Annotated in this window: 17 protein-coding genes; all 17 read right to left on the reverse strand. The window is 59.4% G+C overall.

Annotated features, from left to right (window positions below):
* Positions 1-160 precede the first annotated feature (160 nt).
* The 17 genes from ACONT6_RS12670 to ACONT6_RS12750 all read right to left on the reverse strand — a co-directional run bounded on the left by ACONT6_RS12670 (position 161) and on the right by ACONT6_RS12750 (position 21,292).
* Positions 161-1,990 (reverse strand): glycoside hydrolase family 6 protein, encoded by a 1,830-nt coding sequence (locus ACONT6_RS12670; protein WP_428818855.1) that lies wholly within the window; start codon positions 1,988-1,990, stop codon positions 161-163.
* Between the two features lie 91 nt (positions 1,991-2,081).
* Positions 2,082-4,088: a cellulase family glycosylhydrolase gene (locus ACONT6_RS12675; protein WP_428818856.1), complete on the reverse strand. Its 2,007-nt coding sequence runs from the start codon at positions 4,086-4,088 to the stop codon at positions 2,082-2,084.
* A 193-nt stretch (positions 4,089-4,281) separates the two neighbouring features.
* Positions 4,282-5,013, reverse strand: coding sequence for a hypothetical protein (locus tag ACONT6_RS12680; protein WP_428818857.1), 732 nt, complete (start codon positions 5,011-5,013; stop codon positions 4,282-4,284).
* Positions 5,010-5,831 carry a TolB family protein gene (locus ACONT6_RS12685; protein ID WP_428818858.1) on the reverse strand — a complete coding sequence of 274 codons (822 nt, stop codon included), beginning with the start codon at positions 5,829-5,831 and terminating at the stop codon, positions 5,010-5,012. Before ACONT6_RS12685 ends, ACONT6_RS12680 begins: the two co-directional genes overlap by 4 nt.
* Positions 5,832-6,645: 814 nt before the next feature.
* The gene (gene lipA, locus ACONT6_RS12690; protein WP_428818859.1) at positions 6,646-7,698 is read right to left on the reverse strand and encodes a lipoyl synthase; all 1,053 of its coding nucleotides are present in this window, start codon (positions 7,696-7,698) and stop codon (positions 6,646-6,648) included.
* A complete protein-coding gene (gene lipB, locus ACONT6_RS12695; protein WP_428818860.1) occupies positions 7,691-8,428 on the reverse strand; it encodes a lipoyl(octanoyl) transferase LipB in 738 nt (245 codons plus the stop codon). Before lipB ends, lipA begins: the two co-directional genes overlap by 8 nt.
* Positions 8,428-8,709, reverse strand: coding sequence for an HP0495 family protein (locus ACONT6_RS12700; protein ID WP_181252429.1), 282 nt, complete (start codon positions 8,707-8,709; stop codon positions 8,428-8,430). The genes lipB and ACONT6_RS12700 overlap by 1 nt, the downstream gene beginning before the upstream one ends.
* Before the next feature lie 200 nt (positions 8,710-8,909).
* Entirely contained in the window at positions 8,910-10,058 is a 1,149-nt protein-coding gene (locus ACONT6_RS12705) for a D-alanyl-D-alanine carboxypeptidase family protein (RefSeq protein ID WP_428818861.1), read from the reverse strand.
* Between the two features lie 78 nt (positions 10,059-10,136).
* Entirely contained in the window at positions 10,137-11,051 is a 915-nt protein-coding gene (locus ACONT6_RS12710; protein ID WP_428818862.1) for a septal ring lytic transglycosylase RlpA family protein, read from the reverse strand.
* Positions 11,052-11,184: 133 nt separating this feature from the next.
* A complete protein-coding gene (mltB, locus tag ACONT6_RS12715; RefSeq protein WP_428818863.1) occupies positions 11,185-12,174 on the reverse strand; it encodes a lytic murein transglycosylase B in 990 nt (329 codons plus the stop codon).
* A 161-nt stretch (positions 12,175-12,335) separates the two neighbouring features.
* Complete coding sequence (gene rodA, locus ACONT6_RS12720; RefSeq protein WP_428818864.1) at positions 12,336-13,481, reverse strand: rod shape-determining protein RodA; 1,146 nt, start codon at positions 13,479-13,481, stop codon at positions 12,336-12,338.
* A complete protein-coding gene (gene mrdA / locus ACONT6_RS12725) occupies positions 13,474-15,381 on the reverse strand; it encodes a penicillin-binding protein 2 (protein ID WP_428818865.1) in 1,908 nt (635 codons plus the stop codon). Before mrdA ends, rodA begins: the two co-directional genes overlap by 8 nt.
* A 237-nt stretch (positions 15,382-15,618) precedes the next feature.
* The gene (gene rlmH, locus ACONT6_RS12730; RefSeq protein WP_428818866.1) at positions 15,619-16,095 is read right to left on the reverse strand and encodes a 23S rRNA (pseudouridine(1915)-N(3))-methyltransferase RlmH; all 477 of its coding nucleotides are present in this window, start codon (positions 16,093-16,095) and stop codon (positions 15,619-15,621) included.
* 41 nt (positions 16,096-16,136) lie between these two features.
* The gene (gene rsfS, locus ACONT6_RS12735; RefSeq protein ID WP_078084347.1) at positions 16,137-16,499 is read right to left on the reverse strand and encodes a ribosome silencing factor; all 363 of its coding nucleotides are present in this window, start codon (positions 16,497-16,499) and stop codon (positions 16,137-16,139) included.
* Between the two features lie 26 nt (positions 16,500-16,525).
* Positions 16,526-17,170 (reverse strand): nicotinate-nucleotide adenylyltransferase, encoded by a 645-nt coding sequence (gene nadD, locus ACONT6_RS12740; RefSeq protein WP_428818867.1) that lies wholly within the window; start codon positions 17,168-17,170, stop codon positions 16,526-16,528.
* On the reverse strand, positions 17,167-18,456 hold the full coding sequence (locus tag ACONT6_RS12745; RefSeq protein WP_428818868.1) for a glutamate-5-semialdehyde dehydrogenase: 1,290 nt from the start codon (positions 18,454-18,456) through the stop codon (positions 17,167-17,169). The genes nadD and ACONT6_RS12745 overlap by 4 nt, the downstream gene beginning before the upstream one ends.
* Positions 18,457-18,553: 97 nt before the next feature.
* Positions 18,554-21,292: a DUF2339 domain-containing protein gene (locus ACONT6_RS12750; RefSeq protein ID WP_428818869.1), complete on the reverse strand. Its 2,739-nt coding sequence runs from the start codon at positions 21,290-21,292 to the stop codon at positions 18,554-18,556.
* Positions 21,293-21,313: the final 21 nt, after the last annotated feature.

Below are 21,313 nucleotides of genomic sequence, written 5' to 3' on the forward strand. Positions count from 1 at the left end.
GCACGGTGCCAGGGCACCGGCTGTTGCCACTTTATTGCAGGCGTGTCCCACTTTTACGGGCGGTGGGAAGTGGGAGAACCCAGACAAAAAACGGCCGCCGGTTGTCCCGGCAGCCGTTCGATTCGCCGCCAGAAATCGCGGCGGCGGGGTTAGCGTGTAATCACTCTTCCAGGGGCGGGTAGGCGTTTTCTACCAGTACCTGGAACGCTTCCGGGAACCAGCGGCCCGCGTGTGGTGCATTGTCCAGGGCACCGGTACCCACGGAATTGTCGTAACGGTTCTGGGCATTCGGGTCACACATGGGATCGTGCTGCTTGGCCGGATCGTTGGGGTCCGGGGTGAAGTTGGGGTCGCTCACACCGTCGGACTCACCCTGAGGTTTCACCCACACATAGGCGTCGATACCCGGCGCGGGTGCGGCTTGTGGACGGAAGCCCACACCGCCGGCCTGGTTACACCAGTTGCCGCGGTGTACCCGGCGATCGATCCGACTCTCGTTCACATAGGTGTTGAGATCGGTACTGGTGGACGGACCCGTGGGTCTGTCGGCACCGCCCCAGCCGTTGCGTCCGGTGTCGATCAGCATACCGAGGGTCTGCGGTGCGCCGCGGGCGATCATCGCATCGCGCCAGTCCTGGGCAAAGGTGAGTTCTTCCAGGTAGTCGTTCCACTCGTAGAAGTCCGCAGAGCGCACCGGCTGCCCCCCCACATTCAGGGTGGGATCTGGCAGGTAGGGCTCCTCTACCGGGGTGTAGTTAGCGGAGTTGGTGACGAATCCGGCAATGCTGCCCCAGCCTGCATCGGTGGAGTCCACCACATCACCGATCAGGTTCACGGCCGGACCGAAGTTGCTGCTCCAGCCGAGCCAGCCGGAGTGGGCGATATCCACGTAGGAGTAGACATTGTCCAGTTGCGAAAGCTGGTTAAGGGCGTAGCGGATACCATCGCGGTAGCCGCCGGGACCGTTCGCCTCCTGACAATCTGGCAGGCTGATGTTGGTGATCAGGTTCGGCAGGGAATCCACTTCGATGATGGTAACAATATTCAGATCCGCATAGGTGGGGTCTGCAAGGATTGCCACCAGCGGATCGATATATTCCGTTTGGTAGCGCTCGAAGCCGTTTTCTGCAATCAGCAGTTCACCGTTGGAGGCGAGTGCCGCGCAATCACGGTTGGGCAGGTTGTACACCACCACCATAAACAGATCGGCACCCTGGGCCAGGGCCTCGTCCAGATGGCCCCTGAGGCCGCGACCGTCAGTGAGCGCACCGATGCGGTCCATCCACACCGCAGAACTGACATCGGCAATGGCGGCACCGCCCGGCTCGTTCAGCGCGTTTGCAGCCCAGTCCGGATTCACGTACCACTTGCCCGACGCGGCGAAGGGGTTGTCGTGACGCACGCCGGAACCACTGCCGCTACCAGAACTGCTGGAAGAGCTGGAGGTACTACCACTGGAGGAGCCGGAACTGCTGGAGCTGCCACTGGATGACGAGCTCGAGGACGAAGAGCTTGAGGAGGAACTCGAGGAGCTGCTGGACGAGCTACTACTAGACGAGCTGCTGGAAGAACTGCTCGAACTACTGGACGAGCTGCCGCCGGAGGAGCCGCTGCCCCCGCCGTCACCATCCACCGTTACCGCCACCGGCGCGAGACCGCCGGGGAACGCAATAAAGCCCACACTCACCTGGCCACCAGCGGGAATACTGTCGTTGTAGCCTGCGGAGGCAACAACATAGCTGGCGCCCTCCCGGGAGGCGACAACACCGTTCCAGATATTGCCGATCTCCACCGGCATATCAAAACTGAGCGTCCAGTTTGTCAGGGGGGTAGTGCCATCATTGACTACGGTGATTTCTCCCTGGAAACCGGCACCCCAGTCGTTGGCTATTTTCATGGTTGCCTGCGCAGCGAACGCCTGCACGGTGCTCAGCATTAATGCGAGCGCGCAGGAGCACACCAACAGCACCCTGTTCGGTATCTGTTTCATGATCGCTATCCAATTATTGTTTTGTCGTTAAACGTTTGTGATGGGAAGAAAAACCGGTGCCATCGCGGCACCGGTTTTCAAGTCCGCCGGATTACTCGGGTGAGTTTGTCCACAGGCGGTTGAGCAGGTTGGTCTTGCGCTGGTCGAAGTCGAGCCATTCTCCCCAGCCCGCGGTATTGCTCTGCGGGTCGTAGGCATGGCCGTACCAGCCTCCGGTATCACCGGATTCCGGGTTGATCGACCAGTAGCAGCCCTGGATATTTTTCTCGACCATATAATCGACAAATGCTTCCTGCCACTGGATATCCACAACCCCGGGCTGGATGTGATCCCAGCGAGCCTGGTCGCGCAGGGTGGCTTTCGCCGGCCAGTCCATATTGCCGCCGAACTCGCCGACAACCACCGCGTAGCCCATCTCGCGCAGGTAACCGAAGTGCTCGTCCCAGCCCTGACGCAGGAATTCCGGATCGATCACGATATTACAGTCGGCATCACCGGCAGCGTCGCCTTCGAGCCCTTCACATTCCGGCTGCGAGGCCACATCCATAAAGCCTTTCTGTACGAACACAGAAGGACCGTAGGTGTGCGGAGACCATACCAGGCGATCCTTGGGGATATCCGGCGGGTTGCTGCCCGCTTCGAACAGGTTTTCACCCCAGTTCGGGTTGGTCAGCGCATCACCGTGGGGCACTTGAGTAATGGTTTCCGGAGTACCATCCTGGTTACCGGCCGTGGCTGAAATACCTTGAACGAACAACAGGGTGTGCGGGTTTACTTCATTGATTGCAGCGAAGGCATCTTCGGTCAGGCTCTTCCATTCGTCCCAGGTGTAATCCCAGGGCTCATTGTAGATATCGATACCGATGATGTTGTCTACACCCAGTTCCTCTTCCAACCCGGCCAATTCGCGCAGGTTGTCGAGCCACATATCGCGGTTGTACTCCTGCACACGGGTAACGGAATCCGGATTACCGGTAGCCGCACAGGAACTGTCTTCACGGGGGAAGTCATACATATCGCGGTCGCGATCCACATAGGGCGGACGCGCATCCAGGCGGCCCGCACGCCAGCCGACGTAGTTGGAGCAGGAGTGGATATCCAGCATCACTTCAATACCGTTCTGGTCCGCGGCAATGATGAACTCTTCCATCGCCTGACGCGCATTGGGCACCAGTACCGACTCATGGTTTTTCAACACGCTACCGCTGCCCTGGGGATCGTTCGGGTCCAGGGTCTGCGGCGCTACCGGGAAGCGCACAACGTTCACACCCATCGCGGTGATTTCGCTCATGGTCTGCTGGATGGTGCGGCCGGTACCGGAGTTGCCATTCGCCCAGAAGGTATTGCCCACATAGAGTTCCATGGGAGCGCCGCTGGGGTTGGTCTGGTCGTTGGAGGGTTCGTGGCGCCCTTCGAGGCCAAACCAGGAACCACAGTTCATGGGAATAACTTCGCCGTTTTTGGTGATATTGCCCGAGTCGTCCACACGGAAACGACCGGAACCGGAAGAGCTGCCGCCCGATGAGCTGGAAGAACTACCAGAAGAACTACCAGAAGAACTGGAAGAACTTGAGGAACCACCGGATGAACTGGAAGAGCTCGAAGAGCCCCCGCTAGAAGAACTAGAGGAGCTGGAAGAACTCGAGGAGCTAGACGAGCTGGATGAGCTCGAAGAACTGGATGAACCGCCACCGGAAGATGAGCCGCCGTCGTCACCGATCACGGTAACTTCCGCTGGCGCCAGGCCACCGGGATAGGCGATAAATCCGACGCTCACCTGGGCGCCAGGTGCAATGGTGCCGTTGTAATCTGCAGCAGCCACCACATACTGGCTGGCGCTCTGGGACTCAATCACCCCGTTCCACAGGTTGTTGATATCCACATCCATATTGAAAGATACGGACCAGTCGGTTAGCGGCTCGCTGCCATCATTGATGACTACGATTTCCCCCTGGAAACCGCCACCCCAGTCGTTGACGATTTTCATTTCCGCCTCTGCCGCCAGCAGTGCAGCGGACGAGGTGCCCAGCCACATCACCAGGCCGGCTTTGGCGAAGGCCTTGTACATGGCCCGCCTTTGCATTGTTTTTACTTCCATCTCTTCTCTCCAATCGCTATCGAGTATTTCGGTTTTTTTTCTGGTACGAATCCGGGCCGCTACTGCAAAGCAGTGACGGCGCAATACAGGCCCGATCCGCGCCCGGCTTCCTGCCTTACCTCATTCCTGTGCAGCGGACACCGCCTGTCCGCACTGCTGCCCCACTAATTCCATCCTGTGTGAGTAACTGGTTTTAATCGGTAGCCAGCGAGTAAACCCGCTGCTCCTCAATTCCTCGCGTAACAAATTGCACCTGCAGTTCGCTGAGATCGGAGAGATAGGTCATATCCACAATCTCTCCCACATCGCGATCGAGTACCCGGAAGTGACTGCCATCCGGGAGGCTCATGGCGAGGCTCTGGCGGTCCTCGCGATTCAGTGTTCCATCACCGTTGCTGTCATCCGCCACATACTGGAAAAGCAGTCTTACGGTGATCGCCCCGTATCCCACGTTGTTGTGATAAAGAGGCCAGTAATGGGTAATGACCTGCGCACCGTCTGGAAACAACCTGCGCGGGACAATGCCGTCGCGGATAAAGAATCCGATATTGCGAAGACTCCCCTCTCCTGCTTGATATTCTGCTTCACGCAGTTCGCGCAATTGAATGGAGACACCGAGCAGATCCACTGAAGTGATCGCGTACGTATCGGTATCGGCAACCTCTTCCCGGAGACCGGCAGTTTCTACCTGCGTACCGTTCACCGCGGCTCCGTCCGACATGGACAGTCGTGCAGATGCCGTGGCGCTATCCGGTGCTTGGATCGTTTGCGGGGAAAGCGCGCTTTCAGAAGAATTACCAAATGGCCACACATTCACTAACACCGCCGTCGCGCCGCAGAGAATCAGTAGAGACACGAAGGTGACCCAGTCCACCGCAGCAATGCGCCGGAAAAAATGATCGGAAGGAATACTCTGAGTTTTCACGGGCGCACCGCCAATCCAGAATTTCGCGCAACGCGATCGAATACCCGTTGTTCGCTCACACCCGCAAGGTCACGTACAACCAGGGCATATTCACGCGCACTCAAGCTTTCCGCCTGCAGGTAAGCAAAGTGGTCATCATCAAGAAAAACCGGCGCGTGCGCGGCCACCTGCTTGTGGGTCAGCTCCGCGCGCTTCCCATCGAGATACGTCATAAACACCTGCATACTGCCCTCGTAGACTTTGCGATGCCGGGATTCATCGTAGTGAAACCGGTAATCCACCAATGCCGCATACAACAGGGATTTACCACCCGGGGACCAGCTGGGCGCACCCTGTACCTGGTGTTTTTGCGCGGACAACTGCAACGGAGCCGTTGCAGCAGCCGAAGCAGTATCTTCATCCAGTCTCATCACCCAGAGACTGCGAGCTGCAGGCGTGTCCGGATGGAATACGTAGGCCAAGCGATCACCTGCGGGCGACCAGGCCAGCGCCACTGCGCTGCCGCAGGCTGTACAGCGACCGTGCGCTTCGGATACGTCGTGTGCACTCGACTGCCGCAGAAAGCTTGCCAGCTCAATGAGGGGCGCGGCCTGCTGCACACAATCGCGGGCACATTCCGCACGCAGAATTTTTCCGCGGCTGTGATCGCGCGCGGCGATGGCGAGGCTTTTCCCATCCGGAGACCAGTCAAAATCCAGGATTTCCTCAGCCTCGAACTGCACACGCTCTTTTCCGGAATCCAGTGCCAGCACCACCAGACTTTTACGCTGTCGTATAAACGCCACGCGATTTCCATCGGGGCTGAACTTGGGGGACATTTCGTCCTCCAGTGTTCTGGTAAGCGGTGTCAGAGAATCCTGATTCCCTCTATACAAATAGAGATCAAACGCTTCATTTCTGCGGGAAATATCTATTTTTTTATTTGCTTCACGATTGGAGGAAAACACCACCAGACCCTGCACGGAAACATCGGCATCGATATCCCGCCAACGAACATTCTCGGTAATTTTTTTCAGCTTTATGCTTGTATCAAGTCCATTGAAAACATCAGCAGAATACGAATAAATATTCGATACCGGCCCCATCACTTTTGCACTGAACACTACTTCCTGCGCGAGCAAGGGAAGAGACAATGCACAAGGCACTGCGTATACAGCCATTCGAAAAAAACAAAACCGACACTGATGATGAAAACTGCTGAAAAATTTCAACCGCATCTCCATGACAACCAGGCATATCTGGAAAAATAATTATTTTGGGCAGCGCCACGCGCGACACCGGTGTTGTTGCAACGTGCCTGAAATTCAAAACAGACCCACAAAAAGATGACTTTCGAGCCAAATTTTCAAAATTGCGGCATTGAAAATACTGAGAGGAAAAAAGATGTGAAATCAGGTACAAAAAATGAGACGCACTCGTCACATCGGGAATGTGAGTGCTGCAAGAGGGAGTTTTTCTGCTAAGAGCCTACAGATTCGAAGGCAGCTACCAAGGGAAAGTAGCGCGGAAATTCGTTTCGAGGATGGTGATATCCGAGAATTGGGATGATCGGGAGGTAATTCAGAGGAGAGATAAAAAGGGGAGGAAGCGGCCCGGTACACGTTTACCGGGCCGCAAGATCAAACCGGATTGTCAGCTGACCTTTTCACCGTGCGCCTGCTTGTCGGCGTGGTAGGAGGAGCGCACCATCGGGCCACAGGCCGCGTGGGTAAAGCCGATCTGCTCCGCGTAGCGGCGGTACTCCTCGAATTCGTCCGGGTGTACATAGCGCTGCACCGGCAGGTGCTCCTTGCTCGGCTGCAGGTACTGACCGATGGTGAGCATGTCGATATCGTGCGCACGCATATCGTCCAGCACCTCGAAAATTTCTTCCTTGGTCTCACCGAGGCCCACCATCAGGCCGGACTTGGTCAGCACATCCGGACGGCGTTTTTTGTATTCCTGCAACAGTTTCAGGGACCACTTGTAATTGGCACCGGGACGGGATTCGCGGTACAGACGCGGCACGGTTTCCAGGTTGTGGTTGAACACATCCGGGGCTTCGGCCTCGAGAATATCCAGCGCGATGTCCATACGGCCGCGGAAGTCCGGGGTCAGGATCTCCACCTGCAGGTTGGGCGACAGTTCACGGGATTGCTTGATGCACTCGGCAAAATGCTGGGCACCGCCGTCGCGCAGGTCGTCGCGGTCTACAGAGGTGATGACCACGTAGCGCAGACTCATGGCCGCAATGGCTTCAGCCAGTTGCTGAGGCTCATTCGGGTCAAGCGGGTTGGGCTTGCCGTGGCCCACATCGCAGAACGGGCAGCGACGGGTACAGATCTCACCCATGATCATGAAGGTGGCGGTACCGCCGCTGAAGCATTCCCCCAGGTTCGGGCAACTGGCTTCTTCACATACGGTAGCGAGCTTCTGTGAGCGCAGGATGCTCTTGATCCGCTCCACTTCCTTGGACGCCTTCACCGACGGCACTTTCACCCGGATCCAGTCCGGCTTGCGCAGCGTCTGGTCGCTGGCGATCACCTTCACCGGGATACGCTCTACCTTGTCACCATCGCGCAGTTTTTCGCCCTGCTGCAGACGACGGGTGCGCTTTACCGGGGTGATTTCAGGTTTGGCGGCCTCACCCGGGTCGACAGTGGTCGCTTTGATTTCGGACTGGTCGGCGTCAAATCGTTCAGACATTGCTCGTTCCTGGTTCGGTGCCCTGCGCTGTGCCGGCTACCGCAAATAACTTTTCGTCAAATAACTGTTCGTCCACCGGCTGCCAACTGGCCTCCGGTAATTGCAGCTTTTGCTGCAGGGCCGCGACAAAGCTTTTTGCCACAGCATCCCACGCGGGGGTGGGCTGGATAATCTCCGCCATCTGCACCATCTGCATGCCCGCGTAACCACAGGGATTGATACGCAGGAAGGGGCCGAGATCCATATCGATATTGATCGCAATACCGTGGAAACTGCAGCCTCGACGTACCCGCAGGCCAATGGAGGCAATCTTGTTGCCGGCGCGCGGTCCTTCGGTCAGATAGACCCCCGGGGCATCCGGGCGCGGTGCGGCGGCGATTCCGAATTCCGCCAACATGGTGACGGTGGCCTCTTCCAGCGCGGTAACCAGATCGCGCACACCGATCTTGCTGCGGCGCAGGTCCAGCAGCGGGTATACCACCAGCTGGCCGGGACCGTGATAGGTCACCTGGCCACCGCGATCCACCTGTACCACGGGAATATCCCCGGTATTGAGCAGATGCTCAGCCTTGCCGGCCTGGCCCTGGGTGAATACGGGGGGATGTTCAACGCACCAGATCTGATCCCCGGCGTCATTGCCGCGGTTGTCGGTGTAGTGGGCCATGGCGCGCCATACGGTTTCGTAGTCGCGTCGGCCAAGGTTATAGATGACCGGTTCAGGGGCGGCCATCACAGCACCATATACACGCCCGGATGGGCTTTGAGCTCTTCGAACAGTGCCTTCAGCTGGGGCTCGCCGGTGGCAAGAATAAAGAAGGTCACCGAGGTGAATTTGCCATTGCGGCTCGGCTTGTGCCGCAAGCGCTCTTCATCCAACTCTGGCGCATGGCGGCGCATCACCTCCATGACGAATTCGTGGACCTGGTCATCGGTGTCTCGCACCACTTTGACCATGTAGTCTTCACAGGGAAATTCGATTTTTGGAGGCTGCTGCTCTGTATCCTGGGTCATACCACACTCACTGGGCCGCAGGGCAGATAATGGAGGCGCGGGGACCAATCCCAGCGGGAGTTGCGGCCGGGCGGCGATTATACAGTGCAGACAGGGGAGTGGACAGGGAGGAAAGATTGCAGAAGAAACTGCTTTAGGGAGGAAGAATCATAGCCCGGTGGACCACTCCACCGGGCTGATCGGGGTATTTTTGGCTCGAATTACTCGAAAAAGCCCATGACAAAGCGCTTGATCGCATCCCAGATACGCTTGAAGAAGCCGGCTTCTTCCACATCTTCCGCCACCACCGCAGGTACGTCGGCGACGGTTTCTCCATCCAGAGTCACAACAACCTTGCCCACCTGCTGGCCCTTGGCCAGCGGCGCCTTAAGCTCGCCGTCAATGATCAGGTCGGCCTTGATGCTCTCCTCACCGCCGCGGGGAATGGTGACGAATACATCGTTCTTCACCGCGACACCCACAGAGTCAGTTTTACCCGCCCACACGCGCTCGGTCTGCAGCACATCGTTGCTACCGTACACCTTATGGGTCTGGTAGTAACGGAAACCGTAGGCCAGCAGTTTCTGGGTTTCGGCAGCGCGTTTTTCATCGCTGTCCGTGCCCACCACCACGGAGATCAGGCGCATACCGCGTTTTACCGCGGAAGCCACCAGACAGTAACCCGCCTCTTCGGTGTGACCGGTCTTGATGCCATCTACCGCGGGATCGCGCCACAGCAGGCGATTGCGGTTGGGCTGATTGATGCCATTGAAGCGGAAGTATTTTTCCGAATACAGGGCGTAATGATCCGGGTGATCCTGAATCAGAGCGCGCGCCAGCTTGCCCAGATCGCGTGCGGTGGTGACATGCCCTTCCGCGGGCCAGCCAGTTGCGTTGACGAAATGAGTATCCTGCATCCCCAGCAGTTGTGCCTGCTGATTCATCACCTCGGCAAAGACTTCTTCACTGCCGGAAACATACTCTGCCAGGGCGATACTGGCGTCGTTGCCGGACTGCACGATAACGCCACGCAGCAGGTCGATCACCGGTACCTTGTCGCCGACCTTAACGAACATCTTGGAGCCGCCCTTGCGCCAGGCCTTCTCCGAAATATTCACCATGTCCTGCTCTTTGATGGCGCCCTTATCCAGCTCTTCGGAAACGATGTAGCTGGTCATCATCTTGGTCAGGCTGGCCGGCGGAATCTGCTTGTCCGCATCGTGTTCAACCAGTACCTGGCCGGTATGGGCGTCAATCAGTAAATAGGCGGAGGCTGCAAGCTGCGGCGGCGCAGGTATCAGCGGTTTATCGGCCTGGGCCACACTGGTGCTGACTATCAGGAGCAGACAGGCAAATAAGCGTTTGAACATGGGTATCTCTTTATTCCTTGCGTTCGAAAAGTGTCAATAACCCGGCGCCGGCCGGGGAATGCGCTGCCGAGCAGCTAATCAGTCAACCACCACCTGGGGTTGGCCGAAATTTTCCTGCTCTACAGATTCCCGCAATGCGGCCAGTGCCCGCTGCTGGGCAATGGGTCCGATACGCACCCGGTAAAGCATTTTTCCGTCACGGTTTATCGGGCTGACGGATACAGGATAGCCGAATGCAGCGGCCAGTTGGCCACGAATCTCTTCAGCCTGGGACGAGGAGCTGTAAGCACCCACCTGCAAAAATGTATTTTCTGGCAGCTTGAAACTGGCGTCTTGCGGGAGGCCTTTACGCGCTGCGGCGTCCTTTTCCACAGCCAGGCTTTCTGTCGCACTGGGCAGGGATTCGGGATCCAGGGCAACCACTTCGACCCGCGCTACGCCCTTGTCGATATACCCCAGTTTCTGTGCCGCGGTATAGCTGAGATCAATAATACGCCCCGGCACAAAGGGGCCGCGATCGTTGACGCGGACGATGATGCTGCGGCCGTTATCCAGGTTGGTGACTTTGGCATAGCTGGGCAGCGGCAGTGTTTTGTGTGCCGCGGAAAGGGCGTACATATTGTAGACCTCTCCATTGGCTGTTTTACGCCCGTGGAATTTGGTGCCGTACCAGGAGGCATGCCCGCGCTCGCTGTAGCCCTTCACGCCCTTCAATACCCGGTATCTGACACCATTGACCACATAAGGGGATTTGTTGCCAGCAACACCGATTGGTTCCCGCACCGGGGTAACTTCCGGTGTGGCCAGCATATCGACGGGCACATCCGGACCGCTGTCGCGGACCTGATCGAAGGGCACATCTTCCGGCTCCACTTTGGCCTTGCCAGAATCCTGCAGAGGTACAGTGCTGCAGGCGCCAAGCAACACCAGCGTAAAACCGGCCCCGAAACGGGCAAAGCCCGCGGCTTTAGCCGCAATTTTTCTGATTTTCATGCCTTCCCCCCGGAGCAGGCCAAACAGCGCCCGCTACCGCGATTTATCGTAATTGCTATGCGTCAAAAGGCCGGACATACCAATGATATCCGGCACATAAATTCTGTTTATTGGTTTGGCGCCCCCCGAAACCTCAGGAGCGACCACCCCGCGCTTTGATAATTTCCTGACCAAGCTCGTATACCGCCATGGCGTACAAACGGCTGTGGTTGTAGCGGGTGATTGTGTAGAAATTGTTCAGACCAATCCAGAACTGTTCCCCATTCTCAGTATCCAGGGAGAACACGTTGGCAGGCATATCCTTGGTAACCTGCGCCGTGGTGGGGAAGCCCTTGGCTTCGAGCTCACCCACAGTCCACTTGGGTTTCAGGTCGTCATTGACGATGGTCATGTCCGCATTGGGCAGTGGCTGGGTAATTACGGTGATTGGTTCGCCGGCTTTCCAACCGTGCTCGACAAAATAGTTGGCCACGCTACCGATGGCATCTTCGGTATCGGTCCAGATATCCACGCGGCCATCACCGTTGAAATCCACCGCATAGTGACGGTAGCTGGAGGGCATAAACTGCCCGAAGCCCATGGCACCGGCATAGGATCCCTTCAACGTGGCGGGGTCGATTTTTTCGTCTCGGGTGAGCAGCAGGTAGTTTTCCAGTTCCTTGGTAAAGAATTTGGACCGGCGGGGATAATTGAACGCCAGCGTAGAAAGCGCATCCAGCACCCGGTAGCTACCCATGTTGCCACCGTAGCGGGTTTCCACACCGATAATCGCCACGATCATTTCCGGTGGTACACCGTATTTCTCTTCCGCTGCTTTCAGCGCATCAGCATTCTTGTCCCAGAATTCCACACCGCCGGCAATGCGGGTGTTGGTGATAAAAATTTTGCGGTACTCGTGCCACGGTTTGGCTTTTTCCGCCGGACGCTTGATCGCCTTGAGGATTGAATCCTTGCGCTTGGCGTCTTTCATCAACAGCTGCAGCTCATCGCGGTTGAAGTTGTGCTCGGCCACCATGTAATCCACAAACGCCTGAGCCTGGGCATTTTCCTCGTGCCCCTGCTCTTGCGCACAGGCGCTGAGAACCAGTCCCAAACCTGCCAACAATCCTGTGGTCCACTTCAAAACAACCGCTCCTGTGTTCATAGAGTACTTCCAACTACTTTTTCAGTTATTAAAATCGATACGCTGTTGTGACTGCAAACGCGCCAAAAAGTGGCACGATACACGGGAAAAAGTGAAGTTAGGCTGAACGGGCTCACATTGAGCCACCAAGTATCAAGCCATTAAAAAAGTACTCTGCGTCTTTCCGTACTGATCGCCATCAGAATGCCGAAACCGGCCATCAGGGTAATCACCGAGGTGCCGCCGTGACTTACCAGCGGCAGGGGCACCCCCACCACCGGCAACAGGCCCGTCACCATGCCGATGTTCACAAACACATATACGAAGAATGTCAGCGTGATACTGCCCGCCAACAGACGTCCGAATACATGCTGGGCCATAAAACTAATATAGATGCCCCGGGCAATGATCAACAGGTACAGGGTGAGCAGGATAAGTGCACCGCGCATCCCCCACTCCTCGGCCAGCACCGCGATAATGAAATCCGTGTGGCTTTCCGGCAGGAAATCCAGCTGCGACTGGGTGCCTTGCATGTACCCCTTGCCGGCCCAACCACCGGACCCGATGGCCGCCTTGGACTGGAAGATGTTCCAGCCGGCGCCGAGGCGGTCCGCATCCGGGTTGAACAGGGTCAGAATGCGCTGCTTCTGGTATTCCCGCAGGCCCCACATCCACATGGGCCAGGCGGCCATAGCGCCCATGACTGCGGCACCACCGATCATTCTCCAGCTCAAACCAGCCAGGTAGAGCGCGAAAATCCCCGATGCTGCGATCAGGATTGAGGTCCCCAGGTCCGGCTGCCGCACAATGAGCGCCGCCGGAATCCCGATAATAATGAGGGTTCCCGCCACCGTGAGGAACGAAGGTGGCAAGCTGCGCTTGTGCAGGTAGGCTGCTACCGCAATGGGTACTGCGAGCTTTAGCGCTTCCGACGGCTGAAAACGAAATCCGCCAATCTGCAACCAGCGTTGCGCCCCCTTTGCGCCTACACCGAAAAACAGCACCGCCACCAACAGGCAACAGCCGGCAAGATAAAACCACGGCGACCAGCGCCGGTAAAATTCCAGCGGGATCTGTGCGGCGATCGTCATGCCCACAAACGCGAGCCCCATGAACACCGCCTGTCGCTTGACGTAGTGGATCTCTTCCCCGGATGCGCTATACAGCACCACCAGGCCGACACCCGCCAGCACCATCAGCAATAGCAGCAGCGGAACATCGATATGCCAGCGACGGGAGAAGCTTTCCGGCCGCCGCAGGCTGCTGCCGGCGTCCGGCAAGCGGTGCATATAATCGCGACTAGCCACGGATGTGCGCCTCCTGTGTAAGCATCATGGGCGGGCGCCAGGTCTGCAGGCTGGCGGTATCCTCCAGCGGACGAGACATCCAGTCAAAGAATACTTCCCGCGCCACCGGCGCCGCCACGAGGCCACCACCCTCACCATTTTCCACCAGTACCGACACCGCAATCTGCGGATCGTCCGCCGGCGCAAACGCCACAAACAGGGCGTGGTCCCGGTGACGCTCCTTGAGCGCCTCGGAGTCGTACCTTTCCCCCTGGGCGATCCCCACCACCTGGGCGGTGCCGGATTTACCCGCCACCTTGAAATCCAAGCCGGCGCCGGCTCTCTTGCCAGTGCCGTGGAGGCTGTAAACCACGGCTTCCATACCTTCGAATACCAGATCCCAGTGCTCCGGTCGCGCATCCACGTGATGCAGTATCTCCGGCGGCTGCTCCACGCCGTCGACGGCCATCACCATCTGCGGACGATAATGGGTGCCGCGATTGGCGATGGTTGCGGTCATCACTGCCAGCTGCAGCGGCGTAGCCAGTACAAACCCCTGTCCCAGCACCGCATTCAGGCTGTCGCCGGGGAACCAGGGCACACCGCGGGCGCCGCGTTTCCAGGCGCGTGAAGGGAACAGCCCCGGATACTCCCGCGGCAGGTCAATGCCGGTTTTTTCCCCCAGTCCAAAACGCGTGGCAACATCGTGCATGCTGTCGATGTCCCAGCGCGCAGCCATATCCCAGAAGTAAACGTCACAGCTCTGGGCCAGCCCCTGGATCAGGTCGACATGCTTGCCGTGCCCCCAGCGCTTCCAGTCGCGGTAGATGCGCTTGTCATTGGGCAGCTTGTAATAGCCGGGATCAGCTACTTCGGTTTCTGCAGTAATGATGCCCGCGGCGAGACCACCTAGACCCATCATCGGCTTCAGGGTCGATCCTGGCGGGTACTGCCCCTGTACCACACGGTTGAACAGCGGCACATCCAGAGAGTCCCGCAGCGCACTGTAATCCTTGAAGCTGATGCCGGTAACGAACAGGTTGGGATCAAATGAAGGCTGGCTGACAAAAGCCAGTACCCCGCCAGTTTTGACATCGATGGCCACCACCGCGCCGCGGTTGTCACCCAGCGCTTCGGTAGCCACCTGCTGCAAGCGGGTGTCCAGGTGCAGGGTCAACTCGGAACCGGGCTTGGGGTCGTGGCGCTCCAGCACCCGCAGTACACGACCGCGGGCATTGGTCTCCACGTTTTCGTAACCGACCTCGCCCAGCAGTAAATCTTCGTAGGAGCGCTCCAGTCCCACCTTGCCGATACTCTGCGTACCCCGGTAGCGGCGCACATCTTCCTCGGTGAAGCTGGACAGCTCGCGGTCATTGATCCGCCCCACGTAACCGACGCTGTGGGCAAACAACTTGCTCTGCGGGTAATAGCGGACCAGTTCCGCCTCAACGGATACCCCCGGCAGGTGGAACTCATTCACGCTGATACGGGCGATTTCATCCTCGCTCAGGCGGTAACGCAGGGGGACGGGCTCAAACGGTCGGCGGCGCTGCAGGCGGCGATTGAATTTCTCTACATCGCTGTCGTCCAGTTCCACCAGGTGGCCAAGCAGCTCCAGGGTGGCATCCAGATCCTTGACCCGCTCGCGCACGATAGAAAGGGTATAGCTGGGGCGATTGTCCGCCAGCATCTCGCCGTTGCGGTCGTAGATCAAACCGCGAGTGGGGGGAACGGGACGCACCTGGATTCGGTTCTGGTCGGACTGGGTGCGGTAGTCCTCAAAGTTGACCACCTGCAGGTTGTAGAAGCGCGCAACCAGCACCCCCAGCAAGGCCACGACGCCACAGATCGCCACCAGCATACGGTTGCGAAACAGCCGCTGCTCGGTGTGGTGGTCTTTGAAACGCAGGTTTTCAGACATGGTGGTCGAAACGGATTATTCGGTGGCGCGAAAATGACCACGAAGTGTACACAAGTTTGCCGCCCCTGCGGAGCTTTCGATACCCGGGCAGCGCCCTGGCCCGCCGAACAGCAGGTCGGCTGCACTCAAAAAGAATTGAACGCCAATCCCCTAAGACAGGGAATTGGCGGGCAAGTTCAGTCGGGATGGCTGGTGATCGATCTCCCCGCTGGGAGGCAGCCCCGGGGGGAACCGGGGCTATTTGTGGTACGGATGCCCCGCCAACAAGGTCCACGCCCGGTACAGCTGCTCAGCCAGCAGGACCCGCACCAGCGGGTGCGGCAGGGTCAGCGCCGACAGGGACCATTTCTGGTTGGCCCGCGCCACGCAATCCGGGGAGAGGCCATCGGGACCGCCAATCAGCAGGCAGACGTTGTCGCCAGACATCTGCCAGTCCGCCAGTTCCCGCGACAGTTGCTCGGTACTCCAGGACTTGCCCTTCACCTCCAGTGCAACCACGTGTTCCCGCGGATTGATGGCAGCGAGCATCGCCTCGCCCTCTTTCTGGCGGGCCTTTTCCACCAGTGCCGCGGAGTTCTTCTGGCCGCGATTGCCCAGGGGCACCTCGACCATTTCCAGCGTCAGTTCCCGCGGCAGGCGCTTGGCATACTCGTTGTAGCCTTCCTGCACCCACGCGGGCATCTTTCCACCTGCGGCGATGATTCGGATCTTCATGGACAGGACATCACTATCCGGGGCCTAAGCACAGTTCGCCCTCAGCTTTCGTGAGGATCGCTGCCGTCGGCGTTGTCGCGGGTGTTGGGGGTCATCGACCAGAGCTTTTCGAGGTCATAGAAACCGCGGGTCTCCGCCTGCATCACGTGCACCACGACATCGCCGTAGTCCACCAGCACCCACTCGCCCTGTTCCGTACCTTCGACACCGATGGGGCGAATGCCGGCTTTTTTACCGTCATCCACCACATTTTCGGCGAGAGATTTAACCTGGCGGCTGGAAGTACCCGTGCAGATGATCAGGGTATCCATCACGTCGCTGAGTTCCGATACGTCCAGCGAGACAATGTCCTTACCCTTGAGGTCTTCCAGTGCGTTTACCGCAATTGATTTGATATCAGTCATAACACCTGTATCTGGAGCCTTGGCTCCTATTGATTTCCGCTCTTGTAGAGCTGATGAGTTTGAATATATTCCAGCACCCGCTGCGGCAGTAAATACTGCGGCGAACGGCCACTTTCGATCAGGCTGCGGATACCCGTAGCGGATATCGGCAGCAGAGTCTGTTCCCTTACCAGTATGCGACCGGCGGCCCGCTGCTGCAGGTCACCGATATCGCCGCGATGGGTCGCCAGCAGCTCAGCCACCTCCCCCTGCGCGGGAAACTGCCAGCCAGGGCGGGCAACCACCACCAGATGCGCCAGTTCGATCAGGCGCTCCCAACGGTGCCAACCGGGCAGCCCCAGCAGGGAATCCAGTCCCATGCAAAAGCTGATGGAAACCCCCTCGCCCAGCTCCGCGCGGAGCTCTTCGAGGGTATCCACGGTATAGGTGGGCCCGGCGCGCAACAGTTCGCGCTGGTCGAGTTGCAGCGCCGGGCAATCTGCCAGCGCGAGCGCCAGCATGTCGCGCCGCGCCTCTGCGGTAACCCCGGGCGCCGCCCGGTGCACCGGCTGATGCGACGGCAGCAGGCGCATTTCCTCAAAGCCCAGTACTTCTTTCAGCTCCAGCGCCATGCGCAGGTGGCCAAAATGCACCGGGTTAAAGGTGCCGCCGAACAGGGCAATGGTTTTCATCCGCGAATATGTCCGTCCCCGAACACAATCCACTTCTGCGACGTCAATCCCTCAAGCCCTACCGGGCCGCGCGCGTGAATTTTGTCGGTGCTGATACCGATTTCCGCGCCCAGACCGTATTCGAATCCGTCTGCAAAACGGGTGGAGGCATTGACCATTACCGAACTGGAGTCCACTTCGGCCATAAAGCGGCGCGCGCGGGTGTAATCCTCGGTGACGATGGACTCGGTATGCCCGGAGCTGTAACGGGCAATATGATCCATGGCCGCTTCCATATCCGCGACCACGCGAATCGCCAGCACCGGCGCCAGGTATTCGGTGGCCCAGTCTTCGTCTGTGGCGGGCAGAGCCGCGGGCAGAATCTCGCGGGTCCTGTCGCAACCGCGCAGTTCTACGCCCTTCTCAGCATAGGCTTCTGCCAGCCGGGGCAGGAATTCCGCAGCCACGGCTTCCGCCACCAGCAGGGTTTCCATGGCGTTGCACACACCGTAGCGGTGGGTTTTCGCGTTGAGCGCAATATTGAATGCCTTTTCAGGATCTGCGCGGTCGTCCAGGTAAACATGGCAGATACCGTCCAGATGCTTGATCACCGGCACCCGCGCTTCGCGGCTAATACGCTCGATCAATCCCTTGCCGCCGCGGGGCACGATCACGTCCACATATTCCGGCATGGAGATCAGTGCACCTACCGCCGCGCGGTCGGTGGTAGCCACCACCTGCACCGCCGTTTCCGGCAGACCTACCTTTTTCAGGCCCGCGGAAATGCAGGCGGCAATGGCGCCGTTGGAGTGCAGCGCTTCACTGCCACCGCGCAGAATGGTGGCATTGCCGGATTTCAGGCACAGGCTGGCCGCATCGATGGTCACATTGGGGCGGGATTCGTAAATGATCCCCACCACGCCCAGGGGCACACGCATTTTGCCCACCTGGATGCCACTCGGGCGGTACTTGAGGTCCGAGATCTCACCCACCGGATCCGGCAGTTCCGCGATCTGCTTCAGGCCGTCGATCATGCCGTCGATCCGCGCTTCGGTGAGTTCCAGGCGGTCCAACAGCGCAGCGTCGAGACCGTTGTCACGGCCGTTCTGCATGTCGATTGCGTTGGCCGCCGCCAGTTGCGGTCGCTGGGCGTCCAGCTCGGCCGCAATGGCCTTGAGAGCGTCGTTTTTGGTGCCGGTGTCCGCTCGCGCCATCAGGCGGGCAGCAGCGCGCGCGGCGCGGCCCATGGCCTGCATTTTCGCTTCGGTAGAGTCCTGTTCGACCTCGGTAGCACTGACACTATTCACTGCAATCCTCCATGCATTTCACGCAAAATCCGGGGCACCCCCTCAAAATGGCCGCGCAGTATACCGCAACCGGGCCCGGAAAAGCCGACAGTACCGGTTATTCCCTGGCAACCCCCTGTTTCCCACCCAGTTTCTGATGAAGATAGGCGATTCCCAGCAGTGCCAGGCCCATGCCCATAAACGACGCCACGCGCAACAGGCCTTCAAGCCCGGACATATCCACCAGGAACAGCTTCACGATCACCAGCGCCAGTATCGCCATTCCGCCCTGATAGCAGCTGCGCCATCCGCGCCAGCTGCCAAACAGGATCCCCGCTACCGCCAGCAGCAGCCACACTGCGGAGTAGGTGTAGAGCTCACCGGTAGGCGTCGGCACATCCAGGCGGATGGTGCCCTGCCACAAGTGACGGACCTCCAGAGATACCCAGACAAATCCGGCCAGCGCGGCCACCAGGGTCGCGAGGCGACGCACACCCGGCAGATAGAACCGGCTGACCAGCAGGGCAAGCAGTGCGGCGCCGGCGAACGCCGGCAGCAGCATATTCCACAGCGGTCGCTCGCCGATGGCGTGCCATACCCAGGGCTCGCTCGTGGCCACGGAAAACAGGATTACCAGGTAATTGACCAGGCCCGCCAACACCAGCAGCCGCCCGTAACCGTCGTACCAGCGCGCGAAGCTATCCGCCACCAGTGCCTTGCGGTAGTAAACCAGGCCCAGTCCGGTAAACAGCCACATATTGACCACTGCCTCGGTAAAGCTAAATTCCGCGGCAAACGCATTGCCACCGTAAAGCCAGTAGCGGCACTCGGCCCACAATGCGAGCACCAGCAGGTGCAGCGCTGCGGCCTCCGCCCAAGCGGCGAGGGACCGCTGGCTCTGCTTCAGGATCAGCGTGGCCAGCCACGCACACAGGGCGGCACCACCATAGGTCCACAGGGACCAGTGGGCATCATCACCGTAAGTGAGCAGCCAGGGGTTCAGGGTGAGGCGAACGACCACCAGCAACAACACCGCTTTCAGCAACCAGCCCAGCGCCGGTACCTCAAAGCGCCGGATCACCCACGCCAGGGAGACCACCTGTAGCGCCAGCGCCAGGGTAAGACTCGCCTGCTCCAGCCACAGGCACACGGCGAGGCTGTAGGCAAAGTGCGCGGCGATAAACAGCCACACCACCATCCCCTTGTGCCACTGGTGCAGGGCCCCGCGGCTCCCCAGATACATGAACGCGGCACCAAACACTGCCGCGTACAGGCACCACCAGTACACCGGTAGATAATCACCGGCGAGCACATAGCCGGTAAGCAGGGACAGCAGCGGCGCCATCACCGACAGCGAGGCCCACCAGTAGCGGGCCAGTCCCTGGCGATAGTTATATAGCGCAAGACCGCCGAACAGCGCCGCAGTCACCAGCAAGTAGAGCAGGAAGCCGCCCTGCTGCTCCGCCGGCAGCGGCGACAGGGCAACGGGTGACCCACCCCACTGGTCAAGTCGCGCGCCCAGCCAGGCCACCAGTTGCCCGAGCATCAGAGCCCAGGGCACCAGCGCCAGACTGGCGCGCTGGCGGGCGGCTACCAGCACCACCAGTGCCAGTGGGCTCCACGCCCAGATGGCCCCGGGATGGAATCCCTCGCGCAGGATCGACAGACACTGGGCAGCGGCCAGCACCAGCAGACTGGGCAGGATCAGGGCAGAAATCCGGGCCGTGGGTTTCTCTCCCGCCTGCTCTCCAGCCTTCTCTCCAGCCTTCTCTCCAGTCTCCTGCTCGGTCTCTGCCGGGGTTTTCCACAGCAACCAGTTTCCGGGGACCACCGCGAGCAGCGCGTAGGCCAGTACCGCGAGATAGACACCGCGCCAGTGGTCGGCCTGATGTCCGAGCAGGGAAATCAGCCACCAGGCCAGTGCCCCGGCCAGCATGCCGAGCCACAGCCAGCTGCGGAATACATAGCGGAGCAGGAACAGCACCGACACCGAAATAATCAGGGCGTAAATCATGGCGCCCAGAACATTGCCACCGCCGGTGGATACCAGCGCTGGCACCGAGTAGGCGCCGAGCATGCCGATTGCCGCCAACACCGGCCCGTGCAGACGGGCCAGCCACATGGTGATCATCGCCACCACGGCGAGCAGCCCAAATGCCAGCCCCGGCTCCATAAAATGGTAAAGGTGCAGTGCGGAAAGCACTGCGGCAAATGCGGTAATGGCGCCGCCTCCGGCAAGGGCAGCGAACACCGGGTGACTGCCGCCGGTCCTGCGCCGCAGCACTTCGGAAGCGATGTACAGTACGCCCGCGGTAATCAGCCCCATGGCCACGCGCACCCGCGGCCCCAGCAATCCCTGCTCGATACCGTAGCGGGCAAGAAAAATTCCCGACAGGGCGACACAGGTTCCGCCCAGCCACACCATCCAGTTTTGCTGTATGCGGCTCCACAGCTGTGCCCGCGCCGCGGCCACTTCCGGGCTGACACCCCGAGCGCGCGGTTTTGGCGAATGCGCGGCGCGGGCCCGCTGCACGGGACGGGACGCGTACCTGGCGGCTACCGGGGGCGTGCGCTGTTCCTCCACCTGGCTGTCTGCAGAGGAAGCCGGCCCCGGAACGTCACTGGAGTTATCGGTGGGTGAAGCGGGCCCATCGGGAATGGCGACAGGAGGCGACTTGCTGGCAGGCTCTCGCGCAACGGTAGTGCGAGGCGTATCGCGCAATTCTTCCAACATCGCGCGCAGACGACGCAGTTCCCCGCGCAGACTTTTGACTTCGGCGAATGCAAATATCCCCATGAATGCGCCGACCACCACGGTGAGGATCAACAGCACACCGAGCAACACAAAGTTATCCATAACTCTCCAGAAAGCGATTTA

The organism is Microbulbifer sp. MCCC 1A16149, assembly GCF_050368945.1.
Classification (GTDB): Bacteria; Pseudomonadota; Gammaproteobacteria; order Pseudomonadales; family Cellvibrionaceae; genus Microbulbifer.